General features: G+C 69.2%; 12 protein-coding genes and 1 pseudogene. 5 read left to right on the forward strand and 8 right to left on the reverse strand.

Translation table 11 applies throughout. From position 1 onward, the window contains the following. Positions 1–5: 5 nt before the first annotated feature. Complete coding sequence (locus ACGFU7_RS31115; RefSeq protein WP_030925113.1) at positions 6–680, reverse strand: Crp/Fnr family transcriptional regulator; 675 nt, start codon at positions 678–680, stop codon at positions 6–8. A 505-nt stretch (positions 681–1185) separates the two neighbouring features. On the opposite strand from ACGFU7_RS31115, the gene nth reads away from it, so the two are divergent. From nth to ACGFU7_RS31130, 3 genes are all read left to right on the forward strand, one after another. Next, the gene (nth, locus tag ACGFU7_RS31120) at positions 1186–2001 is read left to right on the forward strand and encodes an endonuclease III (protein ID WP_393700234.1); all 816 of its coding nucleotides are present in this window, start codon (positions 1186–1188) and stop codon (positions 1999–2001) included. A 62-nt stretch (positions 2002–2063) separates the two neighbouring features. After that, complete coding sequence (locus ACGFU7_RS31125) at positions 2064–2894, forward strand: NUDIX hydrolase (protein WP_393700183.1); 831 nt, start codon at positions 2064–2066, stop codon at positions 2892–2894. 88 nt (positions 2895–2982) lie between these two features. Next, positions 2983–4188 carry a MarP family serine protease gene (locus ACGFU7_RS31130; protein WP_393700184.1) on the forward strand — a complete coding sequence of 402 codons (1206 nt, stop codon included), beginning with the start codon at positions 2983–2985 and terminating at the stop codon, positions 4186–4188. A 120-nt stretch (positions 4189–4308) separates the two neighbouring features. Here ACGFU7_RS31130 and ACGFU7_RS31135 read toward each other — a convergent pair whose 3' ends face one another. The 6 genes and pseudogenes from ACGFU7_RS31135 to ACGFU7_RS31160 form a co-directional block, all read right to left on the reverse strand. Then, the gene (locus tag ACGFU7_RS31135) at positions 4309–4512 is read right to left on the reverse strand and encodes a hypothetical protein (protein WP_229845996.1); all 204 of its coding nucleotides are present in this window, start codon (positions 4510–4512) and stop codon (positions 4309–4311) included. A gap of 106 nt (positions 4513–4618) precedes the next feature. Then, on the reverse strand, positions 4619–5728 hold the full coding sequence (locus ACGFU7_RS31140; RefSeq protein WP_393700186.1) for an alpha/beta fold hydrolase: 1110 nt from the start codon (positions 5726–5728) through the stop codon (positions 4619–4621). After that, positions 5725–6258 carry a phage holin family protein gene (locus tag ACGFU7_RS31145; protein WP_393700188.1) on the reverse strand — a complete coding sequence of 178 codons (534 nt, stop codon included), beginning with the start codon at positions 6256–6258 and terminating at the stop codon, positions 5725–5727. The genes ACGFU7_RS31140 and ACGFU7_RS31145 overlap by 4 nt, the downstream gene beginning before the upstream one ends. A 47-nt stretch (positions 6259–6305) precedes the next feature. Continuing rightward, on the reverse strand, positions 6306–7712 hold the full coding sequence (gene nhaA / locus ACGFU7_RS31150) for a Na+/H+ antiporter NhaA (protein WP_393700189.1): 1407 nt from the start codon (positions 7710–7712) through the stop codon (positions 6306–6308). Positions 7713–7930: 218 nt separating this feature from the next. Further along, a pseudogene (gene acs, locus ACGFU7_RS31155) lies at positions 7931–9978 on the reverse strand (acetate--CoA ligase). Between the two features lie 189 nt (positions 9979–10167). Beyond that, positions 10168–12861 (reverse strand): bifunctional SulP family inorganic anion transporter/carbonic anhydrase, encoded by a 2694-nt coding sequence (locus tag ACGFU7_RS31160; protein ID WP_393700190.1) that lies wholly within the window; start codon positions 12859–12861, stop codon positions 10168–10170. A gap of 285 nt (positions 12862–13146) precedes the next feature. Between ACGFU7_RS31160 and ACGFU7_RS31165 the strand changes: the two genes are divergently transcribed. Then, entirely contained in the window at positions 13147–14487 is a 1341-nt protein-coding gene (locus ACGFU7_RS31165; protein ID WP_393700191.1) for a hypothetical protein, read from the forward strand. A gap of 141 nt (positions 14488–14628) precedes the next feature. On the opposite strand, the gene ACGFU7_RS31170 is transcribed toward ACGFU7_RS31165, so the two are convergent. Next, positions 14629–15624, reverse strand: a complete 996-nt coding sequence (locus ACGFU7_RS31170) for an ATP-binding protein (RefSeq protein ID WP_393700193.1) — start codon at positions 15622–15624, stop codon at positions 14629–14631. A 102-nt stretch (positions 15625–15726) separates the two neighbouring features. On the opposite strand from ACGFU7_RS31170, the gene ACGFU7_RS31175 reads away from it, so the two are divergent. Beyond that, complete coding sequence (locus ACGFU7_RS31175) at positions 15727–16551, forward strand: oxidoreductase (RefSeq protein WP_393700195.1); 825 nt, start codon at positions 15727–15729, stop codon at positions 16549–16551. Positions 16552–16714: the final 163 nt, after the last annotated feature.

Genomic DNA, 16714 nt, shown 5'->3' on the forward strand with positions numbered 1-16714 from the left:
GCCGGCTAGCGGGACCGCTTCGCCAGGCGCTCCACGTCCAGCAGGATCACGGCGCGTGCCTCCAGGCGCAGCCAGCCGCGCCCGGCGAAGTCGGCGAGTGCCTTGTTGACCGTCTCGCGGGAGGCGCCGACCAGCTGGGCCAGCTCTTCCTGGGTCAGGTCGTGGACGACATGGATGCCTTCCTCGGACTGGACGCCGAAGCGGCGCGACAGGTCGAGGAGGGCGCGGGCGACACGGCCCGGTACGTCCGAGAAGACCAGGTCGGACATCTGGTCGTTGGTCTTGCGCAGTCGGCGGGCGACGGCGCGCAGCAGGGCCGTGGCCACCTCGGGGCGGGCGTTCAGCCAGGGCTGGAGGTCGCCGTGGCCGAGGCCGAGGAGCTTGACCTCGGTCAGCGCGGTCGCGGTGGCGGTGCGCGGGCCCGGGTCGAAGAGCGACAGCTCACCGATCAGCTCACCGGGGCCGAGGACCGCGAGCATGTTCTCGCGCCCGTCGGGGGAGGTGCGGTGGAGCTTCACCTTGCCCTCGGTGACCACATAGAGGCGGTCGCCCTGGTCGCCCTCGTGGAAGAGCGCGTCGCCGCGTGCGAGGGTCACCTCACTCATCGAGGCGCGGAGCTCCGCGGCCTGCTCATCATCGAGCGCCGCGAAAAGCGGGGCGCGCCGCAGAACGTCGTCCACGAGTTCTCTCCTTGTCGGCCTGTTCAGGGAACCGTGGTCCCCATCATGCCGGACGGTAAAACAGTGCGATCAATCACAAACCAGTTTGACGCACGGTCGTGCCGAACCGTGAGGCAGGGGGCCGATTGGGGGTCGATACGCGGTGACCGGGGCGGATGTCAGTGCGTGGCCCTAGGCTGGCCGGGTGTCCAAATCGCCGGTGAGAGCACAGGCCAAGGGGGCTGATGGAGTGTCGGAAGGCCGTGATTCCGCTGTGGGCGAACAGACTGCGAGTCGCCCGAAAAAAGCGACAAAACGCCCTGTGGGTGAGCAGGTCCCGAGGGTCGGAGTGAAGACCACCGCGAGGCCCGCATCGAAGTCCGCGACGAAGCCCTCGACCGAGCGGTCCGCGGGGTCCGCGGGGTCCACTGCGAAACCCACGCCGAAGTCCGCCGCACGGGCCGCAGGCAAGTCCACCGCGAAGCCCGCGCCGAAGTCCACCACGACGTCCACCGCGAAGGGCACCGTGAAACCCGCGAAATCCGCAGCGAAGACGGGTGCAAAACCCGGTGCGAAGCCGGAATCGCATCTGTCGATGGTCCGCCGTGCCCGCAGGATCAACCGTGAGCTCGCCGAGCTCTACCCCTACGCCCACCCCGAGCTGGACTTCAGGAACCCCTTCGAGCTTCTCGTCGCCACGGTCCTCTCCGCCCAGACCACCGATCTGAGGGTCAACCAGACCACTCCCGCGCTCTTCGCCGCCTATCCCACCCCCGAGGACATGGCCGCGGCCGTCCCGGAGGAAATGGAAGAGCTCATTCGGCCGACCGGCTTCTTCCGTGCCAAGACCAAGTCGCTGATAGGCCTCTCCGTGGCGCTCAGGGACAGATTCGGCGGCGAGGTGCCGGGCCGCCTCGCCGATCTCGTCACGCTTCCGGGGGTCGGCCGCAAGACCGCCAACGTCGTGCTCGGGAATGCGTTCGGTGTACCGGGCATCACGGTCGACACCCATTTCGGGCGCCTGGTCCGCCGCTGGAAGTGGACGGAGCAGGAGGACCCGGAGAAGGTCGAGGCCGAGATCGCCGCGATCTTCCCCAAGAGCGAGTGGACGATGCTCTCGCACCGCGTCGTCTTCCACGGCCGCCGCATCTGCCATGCCCGTAAGCCTGCCTGCGGCGCCTGTCCGATCGCCCCGCTGTGCCCGGCGTACGGGGAGGGCGAGACGGACCCGGAGAAGGCCAGGAAGCTGCTGAAGTACGAGATGGGCGGTCAGCCCGGTCAGCGGCTGAGCCCGCCGGCGGACTACCCGGGCAAGCCCGCGCCGGCCCTGGGGTCCGGCTGACGTACGGCGCTCGCTCCGGAACGAAATGCGTGATGACAGGCGTTGTGAGACGAGGGGTGCCTATGAAGACGCACGAACAGAGCACGCAGAACACGCACGAACAGAACACGCACGGACAGAACGCAGAAGCGGCAGCCGCGCCCGCGGCGGTCGGCCCCGCGGCCGTCAGCCCTGCAGCGGCGGTCGCAGCGGCCGCCGCGGCCACAGCAGGTGGACGTCGTGACGGAGCCATCGCCGTCACGACCGAGGGCCTGCCCGACTGGCTCGACCCCGTCGCCCGTGCCGCGCGGACCATCGAGCCGGACCAGCTCAGCCGCTTTCTGCCGCCCGAGAGCGGCGCCGGGCGGCAGTCCGCCGTACTCGTACTGTTCGGGGAGGGGGAGCGCGGCCCCGAGCTGCTCCTCATGGAGCGATCCGGAAGCCTGCGTTCCCACGCTGGGCAGCCTTCCTTCCCCGGCGGTGCCCTGGACCCGGATGACGGCGACCAGGCCACTACAGGGCCGCTCAGGGCCGCTCTGCGGGAGGCCCAGGAGGAGACCGGCCTCGATCCGCGCGGGGTGCAGCTCTTCGGCGTGCTGCCCCGGCTCTACATCCCCGTGAGCGGCTTCGTCGTGACGCCGGTCCTCGGCTGGTGGCGGTCGCCGAGCCCGGTCGGCGTCGTCGATCCGGGTGAGACGGCCAGGGTCTTCACCGTCCCCGTGGCGGATCTCACGGACCCGGCCAACCGTGCGACGACGGTCCACCCGAGCGGTCACCGAGGTCCGGCATTTCTGGTCGAATCCGCCCTGGTCTGGGGTTTCACGGCCGGAGTGATCGACCGGATTCTGCACTTCGCGGGCTGGGAGCGCCCGTGGGACACCGCCAAGCAGGTGCCGCTCGACTGGCGCGCATGACAGGCTGACTCCCGTGCTGCGCTGTCCGGCCCTGCCCGGATCCAGCAGAAGGAACAGGCCCGGTGACGAATCTGCGAGGCTATAGACGGTGAACGTGCTGGACATCCTGCTGCTGGCCGGCGCCGTGTGGTTCGCGGTCATCGGCTATCGCCAGGGGTTCGTCGTCGGCATTCTGTCGGTGATCGGGTTCCTGGGCGGCGGTCTCGTCGCCGTCTATCTGCTGCCGGTCCTGTGGGACCAGCTGACGAACGGCTCAGAGGTCTCATCGACGGCAGCCGTCGTCGCCGTCGTCATCGTGATCGTCTGCGCCTCGGTGGGCCAGGCATTCACCACCCACCTCGGAAACAAGCTCCGCCGGTACATCACGTGGTCGCCCGCGCGCGCCCTCGATGCCACCGGCGGCGCCCTGGTCAATGTGGTCGCGATGCTGCTGGTCGCCTGGCTCATCGGCTCCGCACTGGCCGGTACCTCACTGCCTACGCTGGGCAAGGAGGTCCGTAGCTCCTCGGTCCTGCTCGGCATCTCCCGGGTGATGCCGGCCCAGGCCTCCACCTGGTTCACGGACTTCTCCTCGGTCCTCGCGCAGAACGGCTTCCCGCAGGTCTTCAGCCCCTTCGCCAACGAGCCGATCACCGAGGTCCGGGCCCCGGACCCGGCGCTGGCCGGCAGCCCCGTGGCAGCCAGCGCCAAGAATTCCATCGTCAAGGTCGTCGGTACTGCCCCGAGCTGCGGCAAGGTCCTCGAAGGCACCGGCTTCGTCTTCTCCGACCGCCGGGTGATGACCAACGCCCATGTCGTCGGCGGCGTCGACGAGCCGACCGTCCAGATCGGCGGCCAGGGGCGGCTGTACGACGCGAAGGTCGTTCTCTACGACTGGCAGCGCGACATCGCCGTACTCGACGTACCGGACCTCGACGCGAAGCCGCTGAAGTTCACCGACACCGATCACGACGCCCTCACCGGGAACAGCGCCATCGTCGCGGGCTTCCCGGAGAACGGCTCGTACGACGTACGGGCCGCGCGCGTCCGGGGCCGTATCGACGCCAACGGACCGGACATCTACCACCGGGGTACCGTCCGCCGCGATGTGTACTCGCTCTTCGCGACCGTCCGTCAGGGCAACTCCGGCGGACCGCTGCTGACCCCCGAGGGCAAGGTGTACGGAGTCGTCTTCGCGAAGTCGCTCGACGACCCCGACACCGGCTACGCGCTGACGGCCGACGAGATCCGCCAGGACATCGCGCACGGCCGCACCGCCAACCAGCAGGTCGACAGCCAGGCGTGCGCCCTCTAGAGCCTCTGGGGTCCTGATCCGCCGCCGGACAGGCCCTGGGCGTACTGCCCCGCCGCAGCCGGGAGAGTTGTGGAAGTCCCGCCCGGCCGGTGAACGCTCACCGGCCGGCCGGGGCGGACATCATCCGCGTGGATGGCGCAGCCGCGCCGAGACCCAGCGGGCCCGACGGCGCAGAATGCGCGGAATACCGAGCCGGGGATCATGCAGAACATGCATATCGTGCACCCGGCCCTGGGGGCCGCCCCCCTCATGAGTGCTCGGACTCGCCGTGGCGGTCGAGCGACGGTTGCGTGCTGCGTCACCGAAGTCGTGCGTCCAGCCCATACCCCGACGTCTGCCCGTGCCTCATGGTCGGTAACCGCCCATCCGTCAGCCAATTGGCCTATGCGCCGGGCAATTGGCTGTTCGGCGGACAACTGTGCCCGTATGGCTACCGGTCGGGCTCGGGATCCTTGAGCCAGCTGATGAGTTCGGCCGAGAACCCGTCCGGATCCTCCTCGTGGGGGAAGTGCCCCAGACCGTCGAAAAGTCGCCAACGGTACGGCGCTTCGACGTACTCGCCGGACCCCGCCGCGCTCCGCGTACGGATCGCCGGATCGAGTGAACCGTGCAGATGCAGTGTGGGTACCCGCACCGGCCGCTTCATGCGCCGGTTGAACTGGATCCCGTCCGGACGGGCCAGGGAGCGCACCATCCAGCGATACGGCTCGATCGAGCAGTGCGCCGTCGACGGGATGCACATCGCACGCCGGTAGACGTCGACCGTCGCGTCGTCGGGGAACTCAGGGGTCCGGGGGCCCGCCCAGTCGTGGATCAGCCGGCCCACCAACGCCGCGTCGTCCGCGACGAGCTGACGCTCCGGCACCCACGGGCGCTGGAAGCCCCAGATGTACGAGCCCGCGCGGGACTGCGCGAAGTCGGAGAGCATCGAGGAACGCCAGCGGCGCGGGTGCGGCATCGAGGAGACCACGAGGCGGCGCACCAGCTTCGGCCGCATCACCGCGGCCGTCCAGGCGAGGTAGCCGCCCATGTCGTGGCCGACCAGGGCGGCGTCCGGTTCGCCGAGCGAGCGGATCACGCCGGTGATGTCGAGCGCCAGGTTGGCGGGGTCGTAACCCCGGGGCGTGCGGTCACTGCCGCCGACCCCGCGCAGATCCATTGCCACGGCGCGGAAACCTGCGTCGGCCAGTGCGGTGAGCTGATGGCGCCAGGTCCACCAGAACTGCGGGAAGCCGTGCAGCAGCAGCACCAGCGGCCCGTCGCCGAGCTCGGCGATGTGGAAGCGGGCGCCGTTGGCCGCCACGTCCCGGTGGGTCCACGGCCCGTCGAGCCGCACGGGCCCACCGGAGCCGGCCAGGCCGGGTGAACTCGGCAGGTCGGAGGGGGCCGGGGGGCCCGAGCGGCCCGAGGGGCCTGAGTGACCGGTCGAGCCCGAGGAGCGGTCCGGGCCCGCCTGGCTGTGCAGGCCTGCCTGACCTTCCGGGCCTGCCTGACCTTCCGGGCCTACTGGGCCGGATGCACTGGAATCGGGGACCGTCATGTGGACGAGCGTGCCACAGCGGACGCCTTGTCCCGGACCGGAGACTTCTCCAGGGCCTTGTCCGTCCGCGTGCTGCCCACGGCGGCCGGACGGCTCTCCCCCGCCGTGACGGCGGGCCGCGGGTGCGGCTTGACGCCCTGCAGCACGGCTGCCGTCTGCTTGGCCGAAGCGATGGACTTCTCCGGCGGCTTGACCTTCTTGATCTTGCTGACGGCGAACAGCGCGAGCAACAGTGCGAGCACGATGAAGGCGAGGCCCACGATCCCGAAGCACCAGGCGAGGCCCAGCCCCGAGGTATGGATCCAGTAGGCGGCCCCGAAGCTCAGTACGGGGATCGCGAACAGAATCAGCACGCCCGCGACGATGAATGCCACGCTCCCGGTGACGCCGCGCTTGACGTCCTGCCGCACTTCGGCCTTGGCCAGGGCGATCTCGTCGTGCACCAGTGCGGACATCTCGGCCGTCGCCGCGGCGACCAGCTGCCCGAGACTGCGGTCGGCACTGCCCGCGTTGTTGCCGGGGTCGCTCATCCCTGACTCCCTCTCCTGCTCTTCTGCTCAACACATCTGGTGTCAGATCATGCCGGACTGTCCGGCTTGCTGCTCGCTGCCCCCGCCAGTTGCGCAAGGCGGCGGTGCTCGGCCGCCTTCTTCTCGTGGATCGCGGCCATCCGCAGGTGGTACTCCGGGTTGTCCTGCTCGTAGACGTCGGGCACGCCGTCCTCGTCCTCGTCGAGCTCCTCGGCCTCGTACAGCGTCCGGTATCTGCGTACCCGGAGTTTGAGCAGTACACCGGAGAGTACGGCGGCTGTCAGGGAGCCGAGCAGCACGGCGGCCTTGATCTCATTGATCATGTCCTCGTCGCCGGCGAAGGCCAGCTCACCGATGAGCAGCGAGACGGTGAAGCCGATCCCGGCGAGCGAGGCGACCGCGAGGACGTCCGCCCAGGCCAGGTCCTTGTTCAGCTCCGCCTTCGTGAAGCGGGTGGCCAGCCACGTACCGCCGAAGATGCCTATCGTCTTGCCGACGACGAGCCCCAGGACGACGCCGAGCGTCTCGGGCCGGGTGAAGACGTCCGCCAGCGCACCGCCGGAGAGGGAGACGCCGGCCGAGAAGAGGGCGAACAGCGGCACGGCGATACCGGCCGACAGCGGGCGGATCAGGTGTTCGATGTGCTCGCCGGGGGAGTGGGTCTCGCCGTCCCGCCGGGTGCAGCGGAGCATCAGGCCCATGGCGACACCGGCGATGGTGGCGTGGATGCCGCTGTTGTACATCAGGCCCCAGATGACCAGGGCGAGCGGTACGTAGATGTACCAGCCGCGCACATTCCTGTGCAGCAGCAGATAGAAGACGGCGAGGCCGATGAAGGCGCCGATCAGCGCCATGAAGTTGATCTCATCAGTGAAGAAGACCGCGATGATCAGGATCGCGAAGAGGTCGTCGACGACGGCGAGGGTCAGCAGGAAGGCGCGCAGCGCGTTCGGCAGCGAGGTGCCGATGACCGCGAGGACGGCGAGCGCGAAGGCGATATCGGTGGCGGTGGGGACGGCCCAGCCGTCCGTGGAACCCCCGCCGGTCACGGCCACGAGTGTGTAGACGACGGCCGGAACCGCCATTCCGCACAGCGCGGCGACGACCGGGAGGGCGGCCGCCCTGGGGTCGCGCAGCTCGCCCGCGACCAGTTCCCGCTTGAGTTCGACGCCCGCGACGAAGAAGAAGACCGCGAGCAGCCCGTCCGCCGCCCAGTGCTCCACGGAGAGGTTGAGGCCCAGCGACCCGGGACCGAAGTGGAAGTCGCTGACGGCCGTGTAACTGGATCCGAAGGTGTTCGCCCACACCAGGGCGGCTATTGCGGCGACCAGCAGGATGACTCCGCCGACGGTCTCGGTGCGCAGGGCGTCCGCGAGGTAGTTCCGCTCAGGGAGCGGCAGGCGCCCGAGAAAGGTGCGGCGGGAGGAAGTGGGTGTGGGGGTGGGCGCGGCCACGAGTGAGGACCTCCGGGTCGGTACGGCAGCGATGGCATGGCTGATGCACTTGCCGACCAGACTTCCCGGCACACCCTGTGGAGATTTCTTATTGCTTTGTTGACGCCGCTGCCACTGTACCCGGGGTGCGCGGGACTGTATTCGGTGATCTTCACCTTAAATGCCCGAGGGGCACCCGGCGCGTTGCCGGATGCCCCTCGGGAACGTACTTGCCGCGCTCAGTCCTCGGAGGAGGAGGTCGGCAGCTGGGTCTGGATGAGCTCCATCACCGAGGAGTCGGTGAGCGTCGTGACGTCGCCCAGCTCGCGGTTCTCGGCGACGTCACGCAGCAGACGCCGCATGATCTTGCCGGAGCGCGTCTTCGGCAGTTCGGCGACCGGCAGGACCCGCTTCGGCTTGGCGATCGGGCCGAGCGTGGTGCCGACGTGGTTGCGCAGCTCCGCGACGAGCTCGTCGGAGGCGGCAGCCGTACCGCGCAGTATCACGAAGGCGACGATGGACTGGCCGGTCGTCTCGTCGGCGGCGCCGACCACGGCGGCCTCGGCGACCGAAGGGTGCGACACGAGTGCCGACTCGACCTCGGTGGTCGAGATGTTGTGCCCGGACACGAGCATCACGTCGTCGACCCGGCCGAGCAGCCAGATGTCGCCGTCCTCGTCCTTCTTGGCGCCGTCGCCCGCGAAGTACTTGCCCTGGAAGCGCGACCAGTAGGTGTCGATGAAGCGCTGGTCGTCGCCCCAGATGGTGCGGAGCATCGACGGCCACGGCTCGGTGAGGACGAGGTAGCCGCCCCCGCCGTTCGGAACTTCGTTGGCCTCGTCGTCGACGACCGTGGCGGAGATACCGGGCAGGGCGCGCTGGGCCGAACCGGGCTTGGTCTCCGTGACACCGGGAAGCGGCGAGATCATCATCGCGCCCGTCTCGGTCTGCCACCAGGTGTCCACGATCGGGCACTTGTCGGCGCCGATGTGCTTGCGGTACCACATCCACGCCTCGGGGTTGATCGGCTCACCGACCGAACCGAGGATACGGAGACTGCTCAGGTCGAACTTGGCGGGGATGTCGTCACCCCACTTCATGAACGTACGGATCGCGGTGGGCGCGGTGTAGAGGATCGTGACACCGTACTTCTGCACGATCTCCCAGAAACGCCCCTGGTGCGGCGAGTCGGGCGTGCCTTCGTACATGACCTGTGTCGCGCCGTTGGCCAGCGGGCCGTAGACGATGTACGAGTGGCCGGTCACCCAGCCGATGTCGGCGGTGCACCAGAAGACATCGGTCTCCGGCTTGAGGTCGAAGACCGCGTTGTGGGTGTACGCAGCCTGCGTGAGGTAGCCACCGGAGGTGTGCAGGATGCCCTTCGGCTTACCCGTGGTGCCGGAGGTGTAGAGGATGAAGAGCGGCTGCTCCGCCTCGAACGCCTCGGGGGTGTGCTCGGCGGACTGCCGGCCGGTGATCTCGTGCCACCAGACGTCGCGGCCCTCGGTCCATGCGGTGTCCTGTCCGGTGCGCCGCACCACGAGGACATGCTCGACGCTGTCGATACGGGAGACGGCGTCGTCCACGGCGGGCTTGAGCGCGGACGGCTTGCCGCGGCGGTAGCCACCGTCGGCGGTGATGACGACCTTGGCGTCCGCGTCCTGGATACGGGTGGCGATGGCGTCGGCGGAGAAGCCGCCGAAGACCACCGAGTGCGCGGCGCCGATGCGGGCGCAGGCCAGCATCGCGATGGCGGCCTCGGGGATCATCGGCAGATAGACGGCGACCCGGTCGCCCTTGCCGACACCGAGCTCGGTGAGGGCGTTCGCGGCGCGGGAGACCTCGTCCTTCAGGTCCGCGTAAGTGATGGCACGGCTGTCGCCGGGCTCACCCTCGAAGTGGATGGCGACCCGGTCACCATGGCCGGCCTCGACGTGGCGGTCCACGCAGTTGTACGCGACGTTGAGCCTGCCGTCCGCGAACCACTTTGCGAAGGGCGGGTTGCTCCAGTCGAGCGTCTCGGTCGGCTCCGTGGCCCAGGTCAGGCGACGGGCCTGCTCGGCCCAGAAGCCCAGCCGGTCCGCCTCGGCCTGCTCGTACGCCTCCGCTTTGACGTTGGCATTGGCGGCCAGATCGGCAGGCGGTGCGAACCGCCGCTCCTCCTTGAGCAGGTTGGAGAGGGAGGAATGCTCGCTCATGCTCCCGTCTCCTCCTTGAGCAGATTGGCCAGGCTTTCGTTGCTCACGACATCTCCCATTCCCAGGGTGTCCGTTGTGTCCCGGGGCATAGCTCATCAGGCCAAAGGCCGGGTGACAAGTGTCTGCCCGGAATTGGTTTAGACCTGTGTCTCGTGTATGGAGACACGGTCCCGCCTCCACGTGCGGTCCGGCGCAGCGCGGCGCAGAGCGGCGCAGCGCGACACGGAGCGGCATGGAGGCGGGACCACAAGGTCTCACGGACCGGGGGCGAATGTGGTTCAGACGCCGGTACGTACCAACTCGCCGGAACCGGATGGATCGCCCGGGGCGGCGGTGGGCCTGGGCGTGTCGGCGTCGGCGAGGGAGTGGGAGTCGGCCGGGGCGTGGGAGTCGGCCGAGGTATGGGCGTCGCCAGGGTCCACACGGTCGAAGACTTCCTCGAGCGCGAGCCCGGCGCTCGCGCCCTCGGTCAGCAGATAGGCCTGCGCCTCGCCCACATGGAAGTACATCCCGTGCAGTTGGAGTGTGCCCTCCGCGAGCCTCCGTGCCACCGATTCATGGGCGCGCAGATGGTCCAGCTGCTGGACCACATTGGTGAGGCAGAGCTGCTCCACCGCATCGGCAGGCAGTCGGCCGGAGATCCGGGCCCAGGCATGATGCCGGGACGCCATCCGCTCCAGGCTCGGCAGCCCGTGTCTCAGCCAGCGCCACAGGGACGTCAGCGGAGTGTCCGGGGCCGGTTTGGTGCCGAGCAGGGCCTGCATCGCGCCGCAGCCGGAGTGCCCGCAGACGGTGATGGACTCCACCTTCAGTACATCCACCGCGTACTCGATTGCGGCGCCCACCGAGTCGTCACTCGACTCGGCGTCCGGCGGGGGCACCAGATTGCCGATGTTCCGCACGGTGAACAGGTCACCCGGGCCGCTCGCCGTGATCATGCTGGTGACCAGGCGGGAGTCGGCGCAGGTGATGAAGAGCTGGGAGGGGCGTTGACCCTCGCGGGCCAACCGGGCCAGCTCCTCGCGCACGAGCGGAGCGGTGTTCCGCTGGAACGAACTCAGGCCGCTGAACAGGCGGTTGTCGCCGGTCGGGCGCGGAGCGGCGGTGGGGGAGTCGGTCGGGCCGGGGGAGCGGTCCTCGATGGAACTGGATCCGGAGTCGGGGTCGGGGCCCGTGCCGAGGCGGCCGTGTTGGGTCTCGGGCGTCTGCTCGGGCCGGTCGTGGCAGTGATGGTTGCGCCACGGCGTCCAGGGGCGGCAACAGGAATGCGCCGCCGAGGCGGGCTCGGCGATCCGGCCGCCGGACTTGCCGGTGAAGACGACCCGGCCGCCGTGGGCCGTCTGGGCGATGCTCCAGTCCTGGATCGTTTCGTACGCCGCATGGTCCATGAAGAAGCCGTCCAGCTCGACGACGGCATCCCCGTCCGGAGGCAGCTGGCCGAGCGTCCGGCTGAGCCGAGGCACCGCCAGGAACGTCAACTGGCCCCGTACGACCACCAGATGCCGGCCGCCCTGATCGGTCACGGTGATCCTGGTCCGGGCCAGCCGGTGCAGGGCGACGGCTACCGCCACCGCGATGCCGATCACCACACCCTTGAGCACGCCGAAGAGGACCACGCCGGTGATCGTCGCCCCGTACACCAGGAATTCCCGGTGCTTATGAACATTGCGGATGTGGGCGAAACTCACCATCTGGATGCCGACCACCATGACCAGTGCGGCGAGCGCGGCCAGCGGGATCCGCTCCAGGGTGGTGATCAGCAGTCCGGCGGCGAGTGCCACCCAGACGCCGTGCAGCACGGTGGAGGCACGGCCCGTCGCCCCGGCCCGCACATTCGCCGAACTGCGCACCGCACCGCCCGACACCGCCAGCCCGCCCACCAGCCCGGACAGGGTGTTGGCGATGCCCTGGGCACGCAGCTCACGGTCGAGATCGGAGCGTCTGATGGGCGGGGACGCCGGGGACGCCGGGGACGCCGGGTCCTGCGGGGACGCCGGGGACGAGGCCGGGCCCGGGGCTGAAGCCGAACCCGACGCCGACGCCAAGTCGGCCTTGGACCGGGCGGACGCTTGCTCGCCGGCGCGGTCGGCCGACAGTTTGTCCACGGCGACCGCGGCGAGCAGCGACTCCAGACTGGCCACCAGCATCACTGTGAACACAGCCGTGGCCAGGGCGAGTACGGGGCCGTGCGGCATCTCCGGCAGGGCGTGCGAGCGCCAGGACGGCAGATCGACCCGGGCGATCCCGGGCGCCGTGATCGCAGCCACCGCCGTCGCGGTCACCACCGCGGCGAGGGCAGCCGGAATCCGCCGTACCACCCGGCCGATCCGCCCCGGAATCCGCGGCCACAGGACCAGGACGGTGATGGTCAGCGCGCCGATCAGCAGGGCGGCCGGACTCACCCGCCCCACCTGGCCGGGGAGGGCGAGGGCGTTGGCGACGGCCGAACTCTGAGGTGAGCCGCCGAGCACGATGTGCAGCTGGGCGAGTGCGATGGCCACACCGATGCCGGCGAGGGTGCCGTGCACGATGGCGGGGCTGACGGCGAGGGCGCTGCGCGCCGCCCGAAGCGAGCCCAGCAGGATCTGAAGAAGACCGGCGGCGATGGTGATCGCGCAGGTGGTGCGCCAGCCGTAGATCTGGATCAACTCGGCTGTGACCACGGTCAGTCCGGCGGACGGGCCGCTGACCTGGAGGGGTGTGCCACCGAGCAGTCCGGCGACGATGCCGCCGATCGCAGCGGAGACGAGGCCGGCCGTCAGCGGGGCGTCCATGGCGACGGCAAGGCCGAGCGACATGGGGACGGCGAGCAGGAAGACCGTGATCGATGCGGACAGGTCGGCGCCCGCGATGCGGAATCGTCCGCCGCGCGGCGGCGGTGGCGGGCTGTGCGGTCGCTTGATTCCCGAGGCGCGGGGTGGGCCCGAACTACGGGATGTGCGGTCATGACGAGTGGGGACGCAAGCAGACATGTTCCCGTCTCCTCCGGGGCAGCGCGGTCGCGGAACGTGAGGGACGCGGCCGTGGGTCACGGCGTGCAGCGGCGGGATTTCTCAACTCTCAGTAAACAGATCGTAATGGAGAGTAAAGATCTGTGTCCACAGTTGAGGCTAAATAGACGATTCAACCACTCATTCAAGTGAATAAGCAGCTTTTCATATGACTTGTCGTGCTGATTCCGGCAGGGTCGTGTGCAGCCTTGGCCGCGCCGTGTCGGCACTTCAACGCAAATTTCCCGCAAGGAAGGGGGTGAGCGGATGATGGGCGCCACGAAGAGGATCGCCGCCGAGCGGGTCGCCCTGGGAGTCATGGCCGTTGCACTGACCTCGGGAGTGGCCGGCTGCTCCTCCGGTACGGATTCCAGGACCGGGGCCCCCGGACCCGCTGCCGCGAAGCGAGGCACCGGAGCGAAGAAGAACGCCCCTCGGGCCGCACCCGAGAGCGGGCTCCGGCTCATCGGCGACGGCTCCACCGCCTTCACGGGCAGCCAGCCGAAGCAGCCCGTGGCGCAGCGCCTGGCGCCAGGTCAGAAGCCCCCGCAGTTCGTGGTGTTCTCGTGGGACGGCGCAGGTGAGGACAGCCAGAAGCTGTTCTCGCACTTCCGTGAGGTGGGCAAGAAATACCACGCGAACATGACGTACTTCCTCAGCGGCGTGTACATGCTGCCGGACGAGAAGCGGGAGCTCTACGACCCGCCGAAGCACAATGCCGGCAGCTCCGACATCGGCTTCAACGACACCGAGGGAATCCGGAACACCATCACCCAGGTTCGCGGCGCCTGGGAGGACGGCGATGAGATCGGCACCCACTTCAACGGCCACTTCTGCGGCCCCGACGGTGGCGGCACCTGGTCCGTCGACCAGTGGAAGAGCGAGATCGACCAGGCCAAGTCCTTTGTGAAGAGCTGGAAGACCAACGCCCCCGACCTCAAGGGCGAGATGCCGCTTCCCTTCGACTACGACAAGGAACTCGTCGGCGGCCGCACCCCCTGTCTGGAGGGGCAGAAGAACATGGTGGCCGCAGCGCGGACGATGGGCTTCCGCTACGACTCCAGCGGCGTCAACAACCAGGTCTGGCCGAAGAAGAAGGACGGCATCTGGGACCTCTCGATGCAGCTCGTCCCGGTCCCGGGGCGTGAGTTCGAGACCCTCTCGATGGACTACAACTTCATGTTCAACCAGTCCGGTACGGCACAGGGCGACCCGGACCAGCACGAGTACTGGGGCAATCAGATACGCGACGGCCTGATCCAGGCCTTCGATCGCGCGTACGACGGAAACCGTGCCCCGCTGATCGTCGGCAACCACTTCGAGTCCTGGAACGGCGGCACGTACATGCGCGCCGTCGAGGAGACCATCGCGACGGTCTGCACCGAGGAGGGCGTCCGCTGCGTGTCCTTCCGGCAGCTGGCCGACTGGCTGGACGCGCAGGACCCGGCAACGCTGGCGAAGCTCGGCACGCTCGATGTCGGCCAGGCCCCGGTGAAGGGCTGGACGGAGTTTCTCGACGAAGCCGGGAACTCGGGGGCGGAAGCAGGCCGGGTGTCGGGGGCCGGTAAGGCTCAGGCCGGGTCCGGCGCGGATCAGGCCGGTCACTAGCTCGGTGACGGTGTCCGGTGGCCGGGTTCGGTGACCGCGCGCGGTCACCGAGCTGCGTGTCCTTCGGCTGCGGCTGCCGCTTGAGGGTGCGGCGGCTCCCCCGGCCGGAACGAGCGCATCCTTCCGGCCGGGGCCGGCTGATCAGGCGGGCTGAGCGGCGCCGTCCTGCATGTACCGCTCGTCGAGCACGAAGGCGGGGTCGACCTGGGCCGCCAGGTCGGCGCCCGTCTTCTCATTGCCCCAGCTCTCCGCGTTCTTCAGATGGAAGTGCACCATCTGCCGCGTGTAGCGCTCCCAGTCCCGCTGCTCGTACGAATCCTCCGCGGCGTCCTGCAGCGCCTGCAGGGCCATCCGGTTGTCCGCCTCCAGCAGCTCGAAGCGGGCCGGCCTGCCCTTTTCCATCGCCCGTACCCAGTCGGAGTGCCCGACGCTGACCAGCAGATCGTCGCCCGCCTCGGCACGCAGGAAGTCCAGATCGTCCTCGCCCTGCACCTTGTTGCCGATGACCTTCAGCGCGACCCCGAAGTCCCGCGCGTACTCCTTGTACTGGCGATAGACCGACACGCCCTTACGGGTCGGCTCGGCGACCAGGAACGTCATGTCGAAGCGGGTGAACATCCCGGAAGCGAAGGAGTCCGAACCTGCTGTCATGTCAACGACGATGTAGTCGTCGGGGCCGTCGACGAGATGGTTGAGGCAGAGCTCGACCGCGCCGACTTTGGAGTGGTAGCAGGCCACGCCGAGATCCGACTCGGTGAACGGCCCGGTGGCCATCAGCCGGATCTCCCCGTCGTCGAGCCGGACCGTGCGGGCGCACGCGTCGTAGATCGGGTTGTCCTCGCGGACCCGCAGCAGCCGCGAGCCCTCGCCGGGCGGAGTCGTCTTGATCATCGTCTCGACGGAGGCGATACGGGGATTGCTGCCACGCAGATACTCTTTGATCAGAGGCAGCTGGGCTCCCATGGCGGGCAGCGCCACAGCCTCGTGGTCGTCGAGACCCAGCGCGGCCCCGAGGTGCTGGTTGATGTCGGCGTCCACCGCGACGACATGGGCTTCATTGGCGGCAAGGTGGCGGATGAAGAGCGAGGACAGCGTGGTCTTGCCGCTGCCGCCCTTCCCTACGAAAGCGATCTTCATGTTCACCTAGGGTAGCGGTGTGATTGCGTTCTGCTGTCTCACTTCGTGAAGAAGGCCACTCCCGGGCGGTATCGGTGTAGGGGGCGCGTAGCCTCGCTACTTATGAGTACGACTGCCTCTGATCCGCTCGCCACCCTGGGCACCCTGCCGGGGGTTGCCGACGCGGTGGACTCCGTACGCAAGGCTGTCGACCGGGTCTACGGCCACCGCGTCATGCGGCGCCGCAGCAACGAGGTCACCGCCGAAGCGGCGCTGCGCGGCGCCCGCGGCTCGGCGGCGCTGTCCGGCGCCGACTGGAATCTGGAGGAGGTGCGCCGACGCACCGACTTCAGCGGTGACGGTGAGGCGCATGTGATCGGAGCGGCCCTGAGGCTGACCGCCGAAGCGGGCCAACTGCTCTCCATCTGGCGGCAGTCGCCGCTGCGTGTCCTGGCGCGGCTGCATCTGGTTGCGGCCGGCGGCGCGGCGCCCGAGGATGCTGTCGGCCGGCCGCGGCTGGCGGGCGAACCCGTGGACGAGCCGCTGATCGAAGCGCCGCTGCCGGACGCCGAGGAGGTGGCCGGGCGGCTGGAGGGGCTCTCCGGGTTGATCCTTTCGGGCACTGCGGCGCCCGCACTGGTGACGGCGGCGGTCGTGCACGGCGAATTGCTGGCCCTGCGTCCCTTCGGTTCGTACAACGGCCTCGTCGCGCGGACCGCCGAGCGGATCGTGCTGATCGGTAGTGGGCTCGACCCCAAATCGATCTGCCCCGCCGAGATGGGCCATGCCGAGCAGGGGCGGGCGGCGTACATCGCCGCGTTCGAGGGCTATCTGTCGGGGACGCCGGAGGGGGTGGCGGCCTGGATCGCACACTGCGGGCGCGCCGTGGAGCTGGGTGTCAGGGAGTCGACGGCGGTGTGCGAGGCGCTGCAGCGCGGCGCCGCGTAACGGGGCGGCGGGTCCGCGGGGCCGGGCGCGGCAACTGGGTGTGGCGAATGGATGACTTCACCGTGGTAACTCCTGCACGGTGACTCCACCACAGTAACTTCCGTGCCCGATAAAAGGGTTGCGGCGGTACCGTTCTCGGTACCGCCGCTGGCATGTCTACCCA

The sequence above is a fragment of the Streptomyces sp. NPDC048473 genome (assembly GCF_043200155.1).
GTDB lineage: Bacteria > Actinomycetota > Actinomycetes > Streptomycetales > Streptomycetaceae > Streptomyces.